Origin of the sequence: Vibrio ishigakensis, assembly GCF_024347675.1 — a bacterium.
GTDB classification, from domain to species: domain Bacteria; phylum Pseudomonadota; class Gammaproteobacteria; order Enterobacterales; family Vibrionaceae; genus Vibrio; species Vibrio ishigakensis.
The window spans coordinates 498,017-514,663 of the sequence record NZ_AP024882.1 but is presented as its reverse complement, the minus strand read 5'-3'; the positions used below and the strand labels follow the sequence as shown (position 1 = coordinate 514,663).

Annotated in this window: 19 protein-coding genes; 5 read left to right on the top strand and 14 right to left on the bottom strand. The window is 47.1% G+C overall.

Features of this window, described 5'->3' with window-relative positions:
- Positions 1–91 precede the first annotated feature (91 nt).
- Positions 92–682, bottom strand: a complete 591-nt coding sequence (locus Pcarn_RS16240; protein ID WP_261836968.1) for a LysE family translocator — start codon at positions 680–682, stop codon at positions 92–94.
- Positions 683–804: 122 nt separating this feature from the next.
- On the opposite strand from Pcarn_RS16240, the gene Pcarn_RS16235 reads away from it, so the two are divergent.
- Entirely contained in the window at positions 805–1,683 is an 879-nt protein-coding gene (locus Pcarn_RS16235; protein ID WP_261836967.1) for a LysR substrate-binding domain-containing protein, read from the top strand.
- A gap of 39 nt (positions 1,684–1,722) precedes the next feature.
- On the top strand, positions 1,723–2,136 hold the full coding sequence (locus tag Pcarn_RS16230; protein ID WP_261836966.1) for a DUF3429 domain-containing protein: 414 nt from the start codon (positions 1,723–1,725) through the stop codon (positions 2,134–2,136).
- Here the strand turns inward: Pcarn_RS16230 and napH are convergent.
- Both napH and napG read right to left on the bottom strand, forming a co-directional pair.
- On the bottom strand, positions 2,133–2,981 hold the full coding sequence (napH, locus tag Pcarn_RS16225) for a quinol dehydrogenase ferredoxin subunit NapH (protein WP_261836965.1): 849 nt from the start codon (positions 2,979–2,981) through the stop codon (positions 2,133–2,135). The genes Pcarn_RS16230 and napH overlap by 4 nt on opposite strands.
- A complete protein-coding gene (gene napG / locus Pcarn_RS16220) occupies positions 2,981–3,715 on the bottom strand; it encodes a ferredoxin-type protein NapG (protein WP_261836964.1) in 735 nt (244 codons plus the stop codon). Before napG ends, napH begins: the two co-directional genes overlap by 1 nt.
- Positions 3,716–3,839: 124 nt before the next feature.
- Between napG and Pcarn_RS16215 the strand changes: the two genes are divergently transcribed.
- On the top strand, positions 3,840–4,064 hold the full coding sequence (locus tag Pcarn_RS16215; protein WP_261836963.1) for a TIGR02450 family Trp-rich protein: 225 nt from the start codon (positions 3,840–3,842) through the stop codon (positions 4,062–4,064).
- Positions 4,065–4,078: 14 nt separating this feature from the next.
- On the opposite strand, the gene Pcarn_RS16210 is transcribed toward Pcarn_RS16215, so the two are convergent.
- The 4 genes from Pcarn_RS16210 to Pcarn_RS16195 form a co-directional block, all read right to left on the bottom strand.
- A complete protein-coding gene (locus Pcarn_RS16210) occupies positions 4,079–4,369 on the bottom strand; it encodes a hypothetical protein (RefSeq protein WP_261836962.1) in 291 nt (96 codons plus the stop codon).
- Between the two features lie 218 nt (positions 4,370–4,587).
- Positions 4,588–4,743 carry a hypothetical protein gene (locus tag Pcarn_RS16205; protein WP_261836961.1) on the bottom strand — a complete coding sequence of 52 codons (156 nt, stop codon included), beginning with the start codon at positions 4,741–4,743 and terminating at the stop codon, positions 4,588–4,590.
- 27 nt (positions 4,744–4,770) lie between these two features.
- Positions 4,771–5,328 carry a VC2662 family protein gene (locus Pcarn_RS16200; protein ID WP_261836960.1) on the bottom strand — a complete coding sequence of 186 codons (558 nt, stop codon included), beginning with the start codon at positions 5,326–5,328 and terminating at the stop codon, positions 4,771–4,773.
- A 274-nt stretch (positions 5,329–5,602) separates the two neighbouring features.
- Complete coding sequence (locus Pcarn_RS16195; protein WP_261836959.1) at positions 5,603–6,913, bottom strand: alpha/beta hydrolase; 1,311 nt, start codon at positions 6,911–6,913, stop codon at positions 5,603–5,605.
- A 227-nt stretch (positions 6,914–7,140) separates the two neighbouring features.
- Between Pcarn_RS16195 and Pcarn_RS16190 the strand changes: the two genes are divergently transcribed.
- Both Pcarn_RS16190 and Pcarn_RS16185 read left to right on the top strand, forming a co-directional pair.
- Positions 7,141–7,803: a potassium channel family protein gene (locus Pcarn_RS16190; protein WP_261836958.1), complete on the top strand. Its 663-nt coding sequence runs from the start codon at positions 7,141–7,143 to the stop codon at positions 7,801–7,803.
- Complete coding sequence (locus Pcarn_RS16185; protein WP_261836957.1) at positions 7,800–9,167, top strand: TrkH family potassium uptake protein; 1,368 nt, start codon at positions 7,800–7,802, stop codon at positions 9,165–9,167. The genes Pcarn_RS16190 and Pcarn_RS16185 overlap by 4 nt, the downstream gene beginning before the upstream one ends.
- Before the next feature lie 43 nt (positions 9,168–9,210).
- Here Pcarn_RS16185 and Pcarn_RS16180 read toward each other — a convergent pair whose 3' ends face one another.
- The 7 genes from Pcarn_RS16180 to Pcarn_RS16150 all read right to left on the bottom strand — a co-directional run bounded on the left by Pcarn_RS16180 (position 9,211) and on the right by Pcarn_RS16150 (position 16,507).
- Entirely contained in the window at positions 9,211–9,945 is a 735-nt protein-coding gene (locus tag Pcarn_RS16180; protein WP_261836956.1) for a DsbA family protein, read from the bottom strand.
- Positions 9,946–9,957: 12 nt separating this feature from the next.
- Positions 9,958–10,464 carry a protein disulfide oxidoreductase gene (locus Pcarn_RS16175; protein ID WP_261836955.1) on the bottom strand — a complete coding sequence of 169 codons (507 nt, stop codon included), beginning with the start codon at positions 10,462–10,464 and terminating at the stop codon, positions 9,958–9,960.
- The gene (locus Pcarn_RS16170) at positions 10,457–12,556 is read right to left on the bottom strand and encodes a protein-disulfide reductase DsbD family protein (protein WP_261836954.1); all 2,100 of its coding nucleotides are present in this window, start codon (positions 12,554–12,556) and stop codon (positions 10,457–10,459) included. The genes Pcarn_RS16175 and Pcarn_RS16170 overlap by 8 nt, the downstream gene beginning before the upstream one ends.
- Before the next feature lie 52 nt (positions 12,557–12,608).
- Positions 12,609–12,974, bottom strand: coding sequence for a copper resistance protein (locus Pcarn_RS16165; RefSeq protein ID WP_261836953.1), 366 nt, complete (start codon positions 12,972–12,974; stop codon positions 12,609–12,611).
- An 87-nt stretch (positions 12,975–13,061) separates the two neighbouring features.
- Positions 13,062–13,640 carry a hypothetical protein gene (locus Pcarn_RS16160; RefSeq protein WP_261836952.1) on the bottom strand — a complete coding sequence of 193 codons (579 nt, stop codon included), beginning with the start codon at positions 13,638–13,640 and terminating at the stop codon, positions 13,062–13,064.
- A 406-nt stretch (positions 13,641–14,046) separates the two neighbouring features.
- Positions 14,047–15,156: a pyridoxal phosphate-dependent aminotransferase gene (locus tag Pcarn_RS16155; RefSeq protein WP_261836951.1), complete on the bottom strand. Its 1,110-nt coding sequence runs from the start codon at positions 15,154–15,156 to the stop codon at positions 14,047–14,049.
- Between the two features lie 4 nt (positions 15,157–15,160).
- Positions 15,161–16,507 carry a serine hydrolase domain-containing protein gene (locus Pcarn_RS16150; protein WP_261836950.1) on the bottom strand — a complete coding sequence of 449 codons (1,347 nt, stop codon included), beginning with the start codon at positions 16,505–16,507 and terminating at the stop codon, positions 15,161–15,163.
- Between the last annotated feature and the right edge of the window lie 140 nt (positions 16,508–16,647).

Sequence of the window (16,647 nt, the reverse complement as noted above, 5' to 3'; positions counted from 1 at the left end):
TGTTTAGATGCAAAGACGCCGTAGATACATCGGGCTTGGCACTGGCTCCCTGCCAGCGACACTTTGCTTACTAAATCACTCACTACCCTACCTAAAGCTGGTTCATGGAATTTAGGAAACAGGCAACAGAGAGGAATAGGTATAAGGCAATGGTAATGCCTTTCCAAACTCTGTCTTGATGAGAAGCCCCTGTTTTAAATCGACTCGCCCCTAAGCAATACAAGCTATGAATCAGCAATACGTTCACTGCAAAGGCAATGATAAACACCGAATAGTGAATCTCGCTGTTGAAGTAGAGTGGAAACACTGAGGTAAAGAACAGCAGTGCCTTTGGATTGGAAAGACTGATCATTACCCTGCTTATTAATTCAGTCGATACGACTTTATTACTGCCTTGTTTCTTCGGCTTGTCTCGAAAAAGACCGATGGCCTGCCATAGAAAATAAGCTCCGCCAAACAGACTCACCCAGGCCAAACCCTGTGAGAATTGTTTACCTATGTGCACTAATATCTCGTGAGAGACATACCCTACAATAAGAATTCCCAAGGCAACCCCAATAAAGCCTCGCACCGCTGCTAGCCGACCTTTGGTAATGGTATTGGTGATGGTGAAGATGACTGCTGAGCCTGGGCTTGCAACCGTCAACGCAGATATGATGTAGTAGCTTAGAAATGACCCCATATTTGTTACCCTCAAGATTTAATGGGATCAGATTAGGGCCATATAAGCTCAGTATTAACTGGCTTTAGGTTTAGGCACTTTTAACCTAGGGTTTATAGTGATTTAGGGATAAGTGGGCTGACATGGATAAGTTCAAGGCAATAGAAACCTTTGTCGCTGTGTGCGACCAAGGCAGTTTTACCAAGGCTGCAGACAAGCTCGATATTTCAGTGACTATGGTGAGTAAGAGCATTGCGGCGCTTGAGCAGCAACTCAAGCTAAAGATACTCAACCGCAACACTCGCAAGCAGAGCCTGACCCAAGCTGGTGAGCTTTATCTGAAAAGTTGCCGTGAGCTTTTGAGTGATCTTGAGGCAACCGAAAAAAAACTCGAGTCCTTAGCAATTTCAGCCGAGGGACAAATCCGTATCTCAGCGCCAACCAATTTTGGTAGCTATGTACTAGCCCCTCTGCTTAGTGAGTTTTCAAAAGCGCACTCGGACATTCGAATAGAGTTAGAGCTTTCCGATCAAGTCTCGGACGTGATTCAGGATAGATTCGACTTCTATTTTCGAGTAGGGCAATTGCCTGATTCTGAGCTTATTGCCATCCAAGTGGCTCAGCAGAAGATGGTGTTTGCGGCATCCCCCACCTATTTGAAGCAATTTGGTGAGCCGACCTCTTTGGACCAACTTCAGAGTCACAAAGTGCTAGGCTTCACACCTTGGTTTAGCGGTTCATCTTTCGGAAAGGAATTTGACCTTGCAAGTCTGAATTTGGGGCACTCGAAGCTAGTGAGCAACAATGGTAATAGCCTGCGCATTTTGGCTATTCAAGGTTCAGGAATAGCACTTCAGCCCTACTCGATGCTCAGAGAGGACATAGACAGTGGTGCCTTGGTAGGACTGTTGTCAGAGGTCGAAGTACCCACAAGACCCGTTTTTCTTCTCTACCACAGTAGAGAGCTGCTTCCTGCTAGGATTAAAGCGTTTATCGAGTTTATTAAGCAGTCGCGACTGTAAAAGGCTGATCTAAGTTAACACTGACACGTAAGCATGCTCATGATTTATGTTCTCGGTTACATGGGTTTAATCCCTTTCATCCTACTTCCGCTAGCAATGGCTGTTGCTGGTGGATTTGGTGCGTTTCATATCCTGATTTCATTCGTCGGCTATAGCGCCGGTATAGCTATTTTTATGGCGGGTGCCAACTGGGGTAGAACGGTAGATATGGATGAGCCAAGCAAGCTAGTGCTCGCCACTTCCAATTTAATTACCTTAGCGGTCATTGGCCTTTGTTTGTTTGTCTTCTACAGCTTCCCAGCTCTAATTGTCGGGATTGGTATTGCACACGGCCTCAATCTAGTCTTCGAAGCCAAGCGAGAAAACGCTAAATATCAGAAACTTAGGATCATTCTCACCACCGTTGTGTTGGTGTCGCATTTGGCGATGCTTGCGCTTCTAGTGATGCGCTAGTCCTGTTTGCTACTACGCACCTTAAACTCAAACACCTTCTCTGGGCAAACCTCTATGCAGCGCCCGCAACTGATGCAATCGCGGCTCATGACGTTGCGATCTCCCTCTTTCAAAGGCTGTTTTAAGATGTCTGCTTCTGGGCAGACGTTGAAGCAGTCCATACAGTGGGTACATGCCTCACGTTTTACTGCACGTATACGTAGCGCACTTTTACTGCCAATCACGCCGTAGGTTGCGCCCAGCGGGCAGAGGTGACCACACCAGCCGTGCTCCACTAATACGAGATCGAGAAGAAAGACCAAAAGGATCAAGATCCAACCCGCTCCCATACCAAATACCAGTCCTCGATGAAGTGTGGCAACGGGATCGATCCAAGCCCATAGGGCATTACCAGCGAAGAAACTTCCGAGCAGAATGGTAGGGATCAGAAAGTAACGGATGGATCTAGGCCAGCTGTAGCTGAACTTGAGGTTCATCTTACGTCGAAGCCAGGCGGCAAGGTCGGTCACCATGTTGAGTGGGCATACCCAAGCACAAAAGGCCCTTGGAGCGAGGATGGCGTAGAAGATGATGACTATCCCCGCACCAAGCAGTGCCGTGGTTTCTGGAAGATGACCTGCTACTAATGTCTGCATCACTAGAAGTGGGTCACTGAGAGGCACCGTATCCAACAGCATGCTTGAGGAGAGGTTTCCTTTTAAAATGCCTGCTGTTGGCCCAACTATAAATAGGCCGATAATGGAAAGCTGGCATAAGCGCCTAAGAATGAGGAACTTGTGGGTCGGCCACCAACCTAGTTTTTCAATGGCCTCTTTGCCTGCGTCCTTTGCAAGATTCTTCGCCATTATTTCTTACCTCGCATCTCATCTAGGCTAGGTACTGGGGTTGTGGTATCGCCCTCCCAGCCAAGCTGATAAAACTCACCTAACGCGCCTTTAGCAAGTTCTGTTGGCACGACCTTGATAGCCGCAACATCCAGCACACAACCCTCTTCACACTTACCGCAACCAGTACAGGAGTCGGAGTGAACGACGGGAATCATCTTAGCGTGATAGCCAGTACGGTTGTTGCGCACGTATTCGAGGGTAATTGCTTTATCGATAAGTGGACAGACACGGTAGCAGACATCGCAACGTAGCCCCTGATAGTTAAGGCAGGTTTCATGGTCTATTAGCACTGCCGTACCCATGCGCGCATCATCGATGTTGGTCAGCGAGTGGTCTAGAGCGCCACTGGGACAGGCTACTACACAAGGTATGTCTTCACACATCTCACAGGGGATATCTCGAGCGGTAAAATAGGGTGTACCTGCAGCGGATTTAGAAAGAAGGGTGGCGAGCTTTAGTGTGTCATAGGGGCAGGCTTGTACACACAGACCACATCGTAGACATGCGGATTCAAAGTCACCGGCTTTCAACGCGCCTGGCGGGCGAATAGGCACACCTGTGTCTTGGGCATTACTTTGCTTGGATTGAATACCGAGGAAGGTTGCCAACGACCCCACACCCACGGCGGTGCGCGTAGCATCACGCAGGAATCGACGTCGACTCGAATTCAACTTCTTATCTGAATCTTTCATAGCTAAACCCCAAGCATGTGATTCGGTGAGCCGAAGCTCTTAATCAAGTATGGCGCATTTGGTCGAATAGTAAGCTGTTTACGTGTAAAAGCTTGATACAGCTCAAGGGTGCAGGAGGCAGAAAATGAGTGGGACGAACCCAGTAAATCCAAAGAAGTTGCTTAGTTCAAAATGGACTGCTGTAGAGCCGAAGCGCAAGGAACTTCACTTCGCGGTGATAAAGGTGGATTACGATGAAGAGGGGAGCGTCACTGAGTGCATTATCCAAGCGATTATGACTCGGAATGAATATGCAATCGAATGGCGAGACCTAAAACAGGCATCCAAGTGGAAACAAGGCTGGAAATAGTCCAGCCCGTAACCTTATTGCAAGCGGTCGTTTTGCTTCACATCTTGGTAGACAGAGCTCAAAACAAACAGGTCGCCTTGCCAGATCTTAAAGTCGAGACACCACTTGGCAAACTCTTCTCTTTTCGGTTGTGGGATGCCCACTTCCTGACAGTGACGTTCGCAAAATCCGTCCCAGTCATCCGGGTGCAAGAAGCGATTGGCCGGCGTTTCTAAAAGGTAGTTGTCCATAAATTGTTTACGCTTTTGTGCCAAATCCTGCTGGCTCAAGCTAAGGGTTTCGAATCGACTTGAATAGGGATTCATACTCTTTTTACCTTAGTTCTGGAGTCAGGAGCAGAGTAAAAAGGGTGGGGGACTTTGACAACGAATAATGACAATTCGAGCCCAAATTCGTGACGGGTTAGACACTAGCGTGAAAGAGATTTACAGAGACTGATTGTTAGATACTTGTTACATATGAGTGCATTTTTAACGATCTTGCTGAAGGTTTATGCAATCTTGCAGATATAGGGAAGCCAGAGTTACCTCGGAAGATAACCCCAGCCGGACCAATTCATTCCCGTCGAACTTGAAGATGCTGGGGTGTTGGCTGGCACTCCCCACTGGAAGGCCAGCGCCGCGCCATCACATAGTTTATCTATGCTCAGACGCTTGGCTCGTTGGCCGCCTACCAGCATCTCCAACTACTTAGGGCATGGTTTTGCTTACTTCGCGAAGTTAACGATAGGGAAGCACTTCAAGAAGCCGTTATCGGCACAGTTGATTAGGCCGATCTGAACACCATCGATAGCGTGGGTGTGGTTAAAGAAGCCAACCTGCACATTTGATTTGTTTGAAAGACTGACTAGACCAACATCCGCCATGGTATTGCCGTCTGAGTAGTTCACGTATGACAGGTTCAGACCTTCAACGTTGTGGGTGATGTTAGCAAGACCCCAGTTTACACCTGTCGCTTGACCTGTGTTCCAGTTGAATAGACCAAGGGAAACACCTTTCATCTCTTGGTTCACCTTGTTACCACCAAATAAGAAGCCAATGTTAAGGCCGGTAGTACGGTCAGATTCAGACATACCAAGCACTGAGACGTCCACACCTTTCACGCTAGAGGTTTTACCGTGTAGAACAGAAAGGCGAACACCCTGTACAGAGTTGTCTTGAGGCGCATTAGTGTCGATAGTTGAGAACATGGCTGGAGTTTGTGCAAATGCCATTGAAGATGCTAACGATGCTGCCGCCACTGCAGTTAATACTAGTTTTTTCATTTTTCTTACCCGTATATAAAAACAAGATGTTGTTCGTGTGAATTCATATTAGGTAATAGAATTGGACAAAATAAGTACAAAAAATGGAATGTAAGGTTTAACAGTATAAGTGACGATTAATTCAAGCGAGAGAAAAATAAAAAATAATTATAAAGATCAATAAATTCAGTGATTTAATTGTTATTTTGGTGGTGTTTTTGGTAAGAGAAAATAAAAAAGGAACAGTATTTATATAACTGTTCCTTATTATTTAAATTGAAATTTCGTTTTTATATCAATTGAGTTTTATATGCTTTTTATTCGCTATATTTTCAGCAATAGCATCACTCATTTCGAACAGTTTTCCTAAAACCCTTCCGCCATCAGCACGAATGCCATTGTGCTCGTATTCATTGGTGATCCAAGCTCGGCTATTCGGAATCTTAGAAAGGGTCTCTCGACTTAAGTCCATTTCAACAAACATATCGTCCGCGTACACAGCGCAAGTTACAGGCACCTTGTTGTTGGACAGAACTTCTGCGTTATATAAAGGCTCCCAGTCGCTCTTCTTGGCGAGGATTTCTGCGGCATCTTTGAGAGGTTGTAGGTTGTTGTATTGCTCAAACATAAATGGGAATACCATTTCTCCAGTAAACAGGAATTCATTACCTTGCTGATAGTTAAATTCTGGGTTTTGTTGACGAACTCTATGGGCACTCCAGTCAGATGCAAAGTTCTGGCAATAACATGGCTCGTGTAACAATGCATAGAGCGGATTGGTTTGAAAAGACTGTTGAGCAAGCATCTCGTTTAAAAACGTATAGTTCAAAACTTCCTTGCCATTCACTTCGATAAATGCACTTTCTAACAAGTAGTAGATAGCTAGGAAGGTGTTGCTCATACCAAAGTTAATACCAAGCTGTTGGAATTGCTCAACAGTAAACCTTTGACCATTAGGAAGGAACTCTTCGTTATTGAGCAGATGGTTAGCTATTTTTTGACACTGAGCCTGCGCTTGCGGGAATTGCTCAAAGAAGGCTTTATTCTTATCACGAGTACGCTTAAAGGTTGCCTCATACACCACGTCAGGATGAGCGCTGATAGAAGGTATTCCGCCAGTGATATAGCTACGAAGGAGGCTCTCAGGAAACATGGACAGATAAGTCAGTGAGCAGAAGCCACCAAAGCTTTGGCCTAGGATAGCCCACTGGTCGATGCCTATTTGCTTACGGATCTCTTCCGCATCACGGATGATGTTGTCAGCGCGAAACAGTGATAGGTATTCAGCTTGTTGCTCGGCACGTAATCCAGCCAAAGTTTGATGATTGATAGGAGTGCTATGCCCTGTACCGCGCTGATCGAGCAGAAGTACGCGATAGCGCTCTAGTGCTTTGTCTACCCAAGCCAAATCATTGTTTGGGCGCGGTGATTGGAAGCCAGGGCCTCCTTGAAAGTACACCAACCAAGGTTTTTGCTCTGACCCTGTGGTGATTTCGCGTGCAAACACAGTGATTTTTTCACCCTCGGGTGCTTGGTAGTCTAAAGGTACTGAAAATGTGTGTGAGATAAAGCGACGTCCGCTATCTGAAAACTGTTGTCCTTGCATCTTATTTGTTCGTTTTTAGTTGTGGAGCTCATAACATATCACTGTTCTGGCGACCTTATTAGGCGTTCAACTAAATAAGCGAATGGATTCACGCTTTACAGTGTAAATCTAGCCTCAGCGCTTATCTTATGTTCATTGCTGAGAAGTAATCTTCAGCTTTTCATTATTTAGTTCTGATTTTTTCACCCTATACTCAATCAGTTACATGAAACCGAATGGAGAATAGGATGAAGTCAGCCAAGAAGCAGTATGCCGTGATTGGCCTTGGTCGATTTGGTAAGTCTGTATGTCAGGAGCTTTCCGCAGCAGGCTCACAGGTACTCGCAATAGACATCAATGAAGATAATGTGAAGAGCTCTATGGAGTTCGCCTCCGAGTCTATTGTTGCTGATTGCACCCAAGAAGATGCAGTTTCTGAACTCAAGCTAGATGAATATGACCTGGTCATGGTCTCCATTGGTAGCGACATCAACGCCAGTATTCTCACCACGCTTGTGCTTAAAGAAGCACACTGTAAAACCGTATGGGTAAAAGCAAACGACAAATTCCACGCCAAGATCCTGCAAAAGGTAGGTGCTGACCGCGTCATTATGCCTGAGCGTGAGATGGGCATGCGTATTGCCAGTCAGATGCTGGATAAGCGCGTTAAAGACTTCCATCCGCTAGGCAGTGGTCTTGGCATTACTGAGGTAGTAGTAAGTGCATCACTTCTGGGTAAAAGCCTAAAAGACTTCGCTGTATGTCAGACTGAGGGCATTAAGGTTATTGCCCTTAAACGTGGTCCTGAGGTGATCACCTCACCAAGCTTTGATAAGAGCCTAGAGATAGGGGACGTCATTATTTTAGTTGGCCCTGAAGTCGAACTGGCACAGAAACTTAAACTGCTATGATCCCGCGTTTTCACCAAAGCCGAGTCTATACACCCGCTCACGAGCGCAAGGGTGGCAAAGGGCGTGAGCCTCAAATCATAATGGCCACCTTTTTGCTTATCTTGCTCCCCTGTGCTGTGTTGCTGACTCTGCCCGTTTTTTCTGTTTCAGGCCTTAGCATTACCGATGCGCTGTTTACTGCAACCTCTGCCATCAGTGTGACGGGCCTAGGCGTGGTAGATACCGGCACGCACTTTACCCTGAGTGGCAAAATCCTGCTTATGATACTGATGCAGATTGGCGGCCTGGGGCAGATGACCCTTTCTGCGGTACTCCTTTATATGTTCGGTGTGAGACTGTCACTGCAGCAGCAGGCTCTTGCTAAAGAGGCGCTAGGACAGGAAAGACGAATCAACCTAAGACGCCTAGTTAAACGTATCATCTATTTCGCCCTTATCGCTGAGTTCATTGGCTTCGTGATTCTGAGTTTCCGTTGGGTACCCGAGATGGGTTGGGGGACTGGCCTGTTTTACGCATTGTTCCACGCTATCTCGGCATTTAACAATGCAGGTTTCTCTCTGTTCTCAGACAGCATGGTTGGCTTTGTGGGTGACCCGCTGGTGATCTTTAGCTTGTCTGCTCTGTTTATCTTAGGTGGCCTTGGTTTTACCGTTATTGGGGATGTTACCCATAAGCTCAGTGGTGAGCGCAAACATCTTCAGCTTCATACCAAGATCATGTTGGTGGCAACGCCAACGCTATTGATTGTCGGTACTCTGATGTTTTGGCTATTGGAGCGAAACAACATTGCCACTCTAGGTGCGTTATCGGCAGGCGATCAATGGTTAGCGGCTTTCTTCCAGTCGGCTACCGCACGTACCGCGGGCTTTAACAGTATCGACCTTGCGCAGATGTCATCGGCTTCGCTGCTGTTTATGATTCTTTTGATGCTGATAGGTGCAGGCTCGACCTCAACCGGCGGTGGTATCAAGGTTTCTACCTTTGTGGTGGCTGCTGCCGCTACTTATAGCTTCCTGCGCCAGAAGAACCATATCGTGTTGTTCCGCCGCACCATAGGCAATCAAACAGTGACTAAGGCTCTGGCCATAATTGTGGTGAGCGGACTTATCCTGTTCGTGGCTATGTTTGCGCTGATGATCACCGAAAAAGCGCCATTTAACGTGATCGTGTTCGAAACCATCTCAGCTTTTGCAACCGTGGGCGTGAGTGCAGGCCTAACCGCTGAGCTCTCCGAGCCGGGGAAGCTGATCATGGTAGTGGTGATGGTGATAGGTCGTATCGGCCCATTGACCCTAGCCTATATGTTGGCAAGGCCTGAAAAGAGCTTGATCCGACATCCAGAAGAGCCTGTGTTTACGGGTTAAAACTAAAACTAAGCCTCCCAAACGGGAGGCTTTTTTGTATCTATTACTGAGCTTCAGCCAACAATTCTTCAATCATAGGGTTAAGCTTTTCGTAAGGCACATATCCCGGAATGATTTGACCATCGATTAGAATGGCTGGTGTTCCCTGAACACCTAAATCTTGAAACATCTGATAGTTCTTGTCGGTGATCTGTAGGGCTTCTTCATTGGTGGTTACATACTCGGTTGAGTCTGTCGCCTTAGCCACCTTCATAATTGAGCGCAGGTTGTGCACGCCTGGCTTGCTTACCATCAACTCGCTTACTTCTTCATACTTCTCAGGCGCGCCTTTCCATACGTTTAGGGCGTATGTGGCGGAGTTGGTGCGGCTTGCGTGTTCCTTTAGAGGCACATAGATGTTGATTACCTTAATCTCGTCTGGGTGTTCTTTGGCTATGCGATGCAGAACCGGGTCTAGCTTCTTACACCAAGGGCAGCTTAGGTCGGTAAGTGCGACTATGGTCAGCTTAGGGTCTTTTGCACCGAAGTATGGTTGCTCAGGGTTGTTGTAGATGTAGTCGTGATACTTCTCTAGCATCTGAGATAGATGTTGATGCTGGCCTACGTAGGTCAGCAGGTTGTTGTATAGCGGGTCGATAAGGCTAGGGTTGGCCTCTAGCATGTCGTGGATAGCGTCTAGTTTTTCTAAATTGGTGTTGGCTTTATCTTGGGCCAAGCTCAATGGTGAAAACATCAAGGATGCGATAACTGAAAATAGTAGTGCTGTATTAGGTTTCATTGGAAATTCTTCTTAAATTTTTGATAGCAACAGGCGCGCGAATAAACCCACAGGGGTGGTTACGCCGGTTGTAATTGTTTCTACTTTGCCGTCTTTGATGATGGCTATGGTTGGGGTGACTGAGATGCCCCAATCTCTTGAGATAGCGCCGCTAGTGTCATTGATATTCTGGAACTGATACTCATGGGCTTCTAGGTAGCGAGACACTCGTTCATCGCTTCCTGAACTGAGGGAAACCCCGACTACAGAGTAGCTATCGCTAAACCAGTTCACAGTTGGGCTGACAAACTTACACGCGCCGCACCAGGTCGCCCAGAAATAGACGATGACAGGTTGTTCATCGCTCATTGCCATCACATCAAGCGGTGCGCCATCGACGCTCTGGCCTGCTATTGGAGCGGCCTGCTCTAAAGGCATATCCTTGGTGCGCCAAAAGTCCATTCCTATAGTTAAAGCCGTGCCTAGAGCCAAATAGATGAGGATCTCCTTTCCCCATTTCTTAAACCCTTTTTTAGCCATTGTGGGCTCCTGCTTTCTTGATTGCTTGCATGACCGCATCTGAGCTCAATATCACAGGAAGCTCAATGCCCTCGGGGGCTCCAGGACCATAAACCACGTTAAACGGTACGCCGAATCGGTCATGGCTTTGTAGATAGTCCGTGATGGTGGCGTTTGGTTTGGTCCAGTCACCTTGCATAGGAATTATCTCGCCATTAGTGAGGGTGCTGTAAACAGGCTCTTGTAGCAGAACGCCGACCTTGTTGGCTTTACAAGTGACGCACCAGTCAGCAGTGACATCTACAAACACCACCTTGTCTTCATCCACATATTGATGGATTGCCTCAACGGATAGAGGTTGCCAGTCGGGCTCAGCGGTGAGAACTTGGCTTGTACTGCTGTTTGAAGCAAACGCGCCAATACCAACTAGCGCACTCAGCACAACAGCGATAATAGCAGTGAACTTGGCATTGTGGATTCTGAATGTTTGTACCATCAGCAATAGAGCAAACACCCCAGCCACAATGTAAAGCGTCGTTGCTGACACATGCACAGATAACAATGAAAGTAGCCAGATGCTGGTAGTCAGCATCATGATGGCGAACAGATACTTCACCTTGTTCATCCAAGGGCCTGCCTTAGGCAAGGCCTTAGCGATGGATGGGAACAGCGCAACCAATAGCCATGGCAGAGCCATACCAAGTGCAAGGGCGGTGAAGATACCGAATAGGGTAGGAATGTTGGTTCCAAGGGCGAACGCTACCGCAGTGCCAAGGAAAGGCGCTGAGCATGGGGTTGCCAGCAGGGTGGCAAACATACCCTGTACAAAGTGTCCTTTGTGCGAGTTACTGCCCTTCGAGGCAAGCCAGGTAGAGGTATTTGAAGAGAGTTGGATTTCAAATAACCCGAGCATATTGGCACCAAACAGCGCGGTCACTAAGAACATCACGCCAATAAACCAACCGCTCTGGAACTGGATGCCCCAACCGATAGCACTGCCTGAAAGCTTAAGCACAGTAAGGAAGCCAGCGATTAGCCAGAATGAAGCCAAGATGCCTGCCGCCGATGATAGGAATTGCAGTTTAATCTGACGTTTTTCTAATCCTTGTGCAGAGACGATACCGCTCAACTTCATCCCTAAAACAGGGAACACACAAGGCATGACATTCAGAATTAAACCGCCAAGTAGGGCAAACAGTAGCATTTGAGCTAGAGAGGTGTCAGACGCTGTATGGCTAATGCTACCAGCACTGACATCAGCCCCGTGCTCTGCTGTGAGCTCACCACTTTTGAGTGTCACACGAATGTTTTCACCGTCTAGCTCAGGTGTACCCATCCAGCTGCTGACATCATAAGTCGCAGTAAGCGTGTTTCCTTCAGTGGAGATTCTAGGAAGTGAAAAATCCGCATCCTGCATCTCATCACTTGGGCCATCGACGATTACGTCTGGGTGGCTCCAACCTAGGCTATTCACCGCTGTTACTTGAAGCTGAGATTTGCTCTGATCCCACACTGCTTTTACATCCGAGATGGTCGGTGATGGCTTAGGTACTAGGCTCATACCTTGGGCATACACGCGCATCCCGTCATCTAATAGAGTCAGGTCGTTTGGAGTAAACTCGAGGTGTATTGGATACTCGGTCAGTACACAGATACTGGTGCATGACGATAGCGTAAGCTTCACATCCAGCACTGTAGGCTTAGACATATCCTCCACGTGCAAGGTCATAGGAAAGACCACATCGTGCTTGTAGCCTAGTGTCTTGATACCCAATAGCTCAAAGCGTTGTGGATAGGGCCAATGCCAATCCATATGGGTAATATTGTGCGAGTCTTCCCACGTCAGGCTTGGGGCAATCCCGCCTTCACCTGGGCTGCGCCAATAGGTTTTCCAGTCGCCAGAAAGCTTTACCTCAAGGTAGCCGGCTAGGGTCTTTTCCGCTTTATTGGCTTGGCCTGTAACCACAAAACGAGTCTGGATTGGCGTATGTTGCTCATTGATGAGCCAACCCGTGTCTTGAGTTTGGGCGTGCAGGCTAGTTGCGCTAAAGGCGCACAGCATCGCAAACAGCCATACCTTGACCGTTCGCAGATAGCGTTTAGTTTGTTGCATCTAGTTGTTCCTTAAAGAAATTAATTTGGATGTTTGAGAAACAATCCAAGCTTTATTCTCTAAAGACACATAATTTGAGGTGGAGCCGTCGCCGTTTACGGGAAATAGGCTCGGTAAAGTTGAGAGAGCTAACCGGAGCGCACAGTAGCCACAGGATCAAACCTAAGGTAAATACCTGCACCATGATGGCATGATCGTGCACCTGACAGTGATCGAAGCTGACTAAATGCTCAGAGAGGTGGCATTTCTCACCGAATCCCTCGCTAGGCTTTTTAACCAGTTGCACGCTTTGTTGCTCGGACGAATACTTGACCGCATAGGAGTCCAACAGCCCTATGTTCTTGGCCAAGCAAACAGCAATAACCCACCACACGATCAGTAACGACCATTTAGTGAGTTTGTTGAGGTTTCGATTCATGCTTTAAGCCATAGATAGAGTTGAACCCCATTATGACATAGATAGCTGGGTAGAGTTCCGTTCTATGAGGTATTTGTGTTTGGCTTATTAGTGGTTTAGGTAAAGCTGATAGATCTCATTCAGCTCAGTGCCTGTTTTTACACGCGTGTTAGAGCTCAAGTATGGATAATTTCTGGTGAGTTCAGCCTTGCTTACCATTACAGGCGCAGCCGTTGCTGATGCTTTCGCTTTTCCGTTCTGATCGTCTTGAACGGTAATCTCATAGGCGTTTTGATTTGCGTCTTTCTTCGCAATCACGGTGTGATTGTTGCTTAAAGGCCCTTTGTATTTAACGTAGAACCAGTCGTTTTCAGTTTGCTGTTGATTCACCGCTTTCGAGTAGTAGTTGTGCGTACCTGTGTCATCTTCGAACTTACTTCTAAAAGCAATGCTGTCGCCGTTATCTTTAATCAGCAACTGCCCGGCACCTCGGTTGCAATACTTCATCGGGATCTCGAACCAACCTTGATCCAGTGTTCCTTTAAATATTTTGGCCAGATTTATGGTTCCGCTTTGAGTAGACGCCTGCATGGCACAAACAAAGGTCAGGATATCATCGTCTTGATCCTTGGTTGTGTTGCATGCTGATAGCGTCAATGCCATTAAAGTGATTAGCCAAAATCTCATTTATCTACTTCGGGTTGCGGGTGCCTTGGTGATAAATGATGCAGAAGCAGAGGCTCATATACAATGATTTGTATGATTATTGGTCTGGTAAGTTATATTCCATATGTGGTTAGTAGCTAATGAATCTGTTTCATTTTTGAAAGGCTGACTATGGAAAATAGAGTGTGAGTGGCAGGCTGTGGTGCAGGGCAAGTGTTTGAGGCATGGATGCCGAAACCAAGCCTACAGGGAGGTATTTACGGCGGCTTGCCATGTATCACTGGCGGAGTGAGCACACGAACCTGAAGTAGCAATTGTTCCCGTTATCTGCGACAAACCTAAAAAAAAGCCCCGATGGAGCGGGGCAAGCCTGAACCGTTATATGAATATGGCTAGTTCAGTAAGAGCAAAACTAAGCTGGTGAGAGCTATGGAGTTGTGGATTCTGGTACTCGAGCAAACTGTCTTAATCGATACTGAAATTGCCAAAGGTCTTGGTCATTCCCCACGATACGGATACGAGCATATTGCTCATCCATTTGTGGGTTAGTTTCTTTAAAGTGACTGCCGCTAGCGACCATTATGCCGTTGTCATCGAGTAACTTAGCTAGATTCACAAACGACTTCTTGACCAACAAGATAGGAGTTTTCGGAGAGGTTTCCATCACTTCGAAGCCACACTCTTCGAGTTGGCGCATCATCGCTAGCTTGTAGTGGCGGGTGCGAAATTTGCTCTTGGCTAGATAGGCTTCGATGTCTGGCAGAATCGCTTTGGCAATCTTTATGGATGCTAATGATGGTCCAAAGGGTACTACCGAGCTGTGCAAGTATTTAGACAGTGAAGGCGATGAAACAACGTAGCCAAGTCTGATCCCTGCCAATCCCATACCTTTTGAGAAGCTTCTAAGAACCAGTAGATTATCGCATTTAGCCGCTTCGAATAGCATAGACTCTTCATGCTCTATGAATTCGCCATAGGCTTCGTCTACGAGCAGGATAGCACCGACCTCTCGGCACACTTTGCACACATTAACTAGGTGCTGCCTTGCATAGATGCGTCCAGTCGGATTATTCGGGTTATCGATATAAACTAAGGTTGGCTTCTGCTTGCGAATCTCAGATTGTAGAGCCAGAAACAGGCTCTCCTCATCGGCATAGTCGAACATGTTTAGCGATGAATAGCTGCCACCGCTTACTTTGAACTCAGAAACTGCTTCAACAAATTGCGGGCCGATACCCAGCATGGACTTCTTATCATTGCTGAGAACCTTATTAAAGATAAGCTCCAGAGCACCCATAGAGCCGTTGGTAAAGGTTATCTGCTCGGCGTTGACGATGGCGTACTTACTCACCTCAGAAGCAAGTTCAGCCAAGTGACTGTAGCTGTAGTATTCGCCCATTCCTGTCATCAGCCCAGATATCGCCTCAAAGCCGAGGTTAGGTGGTCCAAACGGGTTAGTGCCAAGTGCACAGTCGATTGGGTAGAGGCTGGAGACATAGGTGGCCAGCTCGGTTTCTAGTTGTGGATTTAGCTTCATCAGATCAGCCTTCATCTGCCAAAGCTTTGGCTGCTGAGCGCATCAATGCAGGGCCCTTGTTCTCGCCATAGCCAGAGTGGTATGGGTTGGTTGAGAACATCACTCCAACAAAATCACGAGCAGGGTCGATGTAGATCATCTGGCCTAGATTGCCGCTCTTAGCCATAGCGCCATCATCATAGATAAAGTCGAAATGATATGACTGGAAGGACGCCTTTTCATTGAATGCGCCCACAGAGCTAGCCTTTTTAGCTGAGCCGATGTAGGACTCAGGGTTACCATTGGTGTAAATGCGGTCAAGGGTTTTAGGTGAAACTACAGGCTCAACCGCTACTGCGCTCCAACTCGGTGTCCATAGGGTTCCAAAACGCCCCATGTCTTCTAGTGTTGTTAGCATTAGACCAAGTGCCAGAGCTGTGCCATCTGGCGTTTGGTTAAACAGCGCAGGCTGGCGTGCAGTCATCTTGCCCCACACACGCTCTTCAAACACCTTGTTCCACTGCTTGCCTTCGATATGCTCGATCATCTTGGTTAGGATGATGGTGTTCATCGAGGCGTAGCGGAAGTGCTCACCTGTGGATTCGTTCTTTAGCGGCTGGGTATCTTTGGCTACCTGCATCCAGGTCTCTAGTTCACCGGTTGATTGACGAGGTGAGCCCAGAACAGATGCAAACAAACGAACCACAGAAGAGTCTGGGTTTAGGATAGATTCTAGGTTCTCTTCGTTATCTAAGCCTGTGGTGTGGTTTAGAAGGTGGATTACCTCGACCTCTTCCCATACCGTGCCTTTTAGCTCAGGCATGTAAGTAGTCACTGGCTTGTCAGTATCGATTTTTCCTTCTTCCACCAACTGAGCAATGATAAGCCCAACCGTGGTTTTAGAGGAAGATGCCCAGATATGGCGGTCGGTTGGCTTCATACCAGGATAGGCCTCATACACCACCTTACCTTCATGGATCAGCATAAAGCCCTGGGTACGAAAATGTGGGTCAGCTAGGTAATCAGCCATGGTAAAGCTACCCTTGGTGGTCTCTACCTTGAGCTCATCTAAGTCGCTATTGATAGCACGCTCGAGAGGCTTATATTCTGCATTTGGAGAAGAGATAGCTGTAGTCAGAAACTCATTCATGTGAGAGTTGTAATACATCGCATGATCGCCCCCCATCTGCCAATGAAAGTTATCAAAACTGTTTCGAGCAGAGTCGATAAATTCTGGACTCGGCGCCTCTTTAGCGGTCTTGATCAAGAGGTTTACCTGAGCACCGTCTTTTTTCAGTGCTTCTTCAACAGGATTGGCAAACGCAGGTGCAGAAAGTACAGGGATAAGCAGAGCTAGGGACTTAAGTTTCATTATTGTTCTCCTAATTGGACTGGGCGGATTATCTAGTTTCCATTTAGGTTCAAATAGGTCATTTGGTGACATTTGTTCTTTTGTTGAACGTGTAGGTTCTAGCGATTTGGTGTCAAGTAGCAGGCTTGATACCTAGAGTT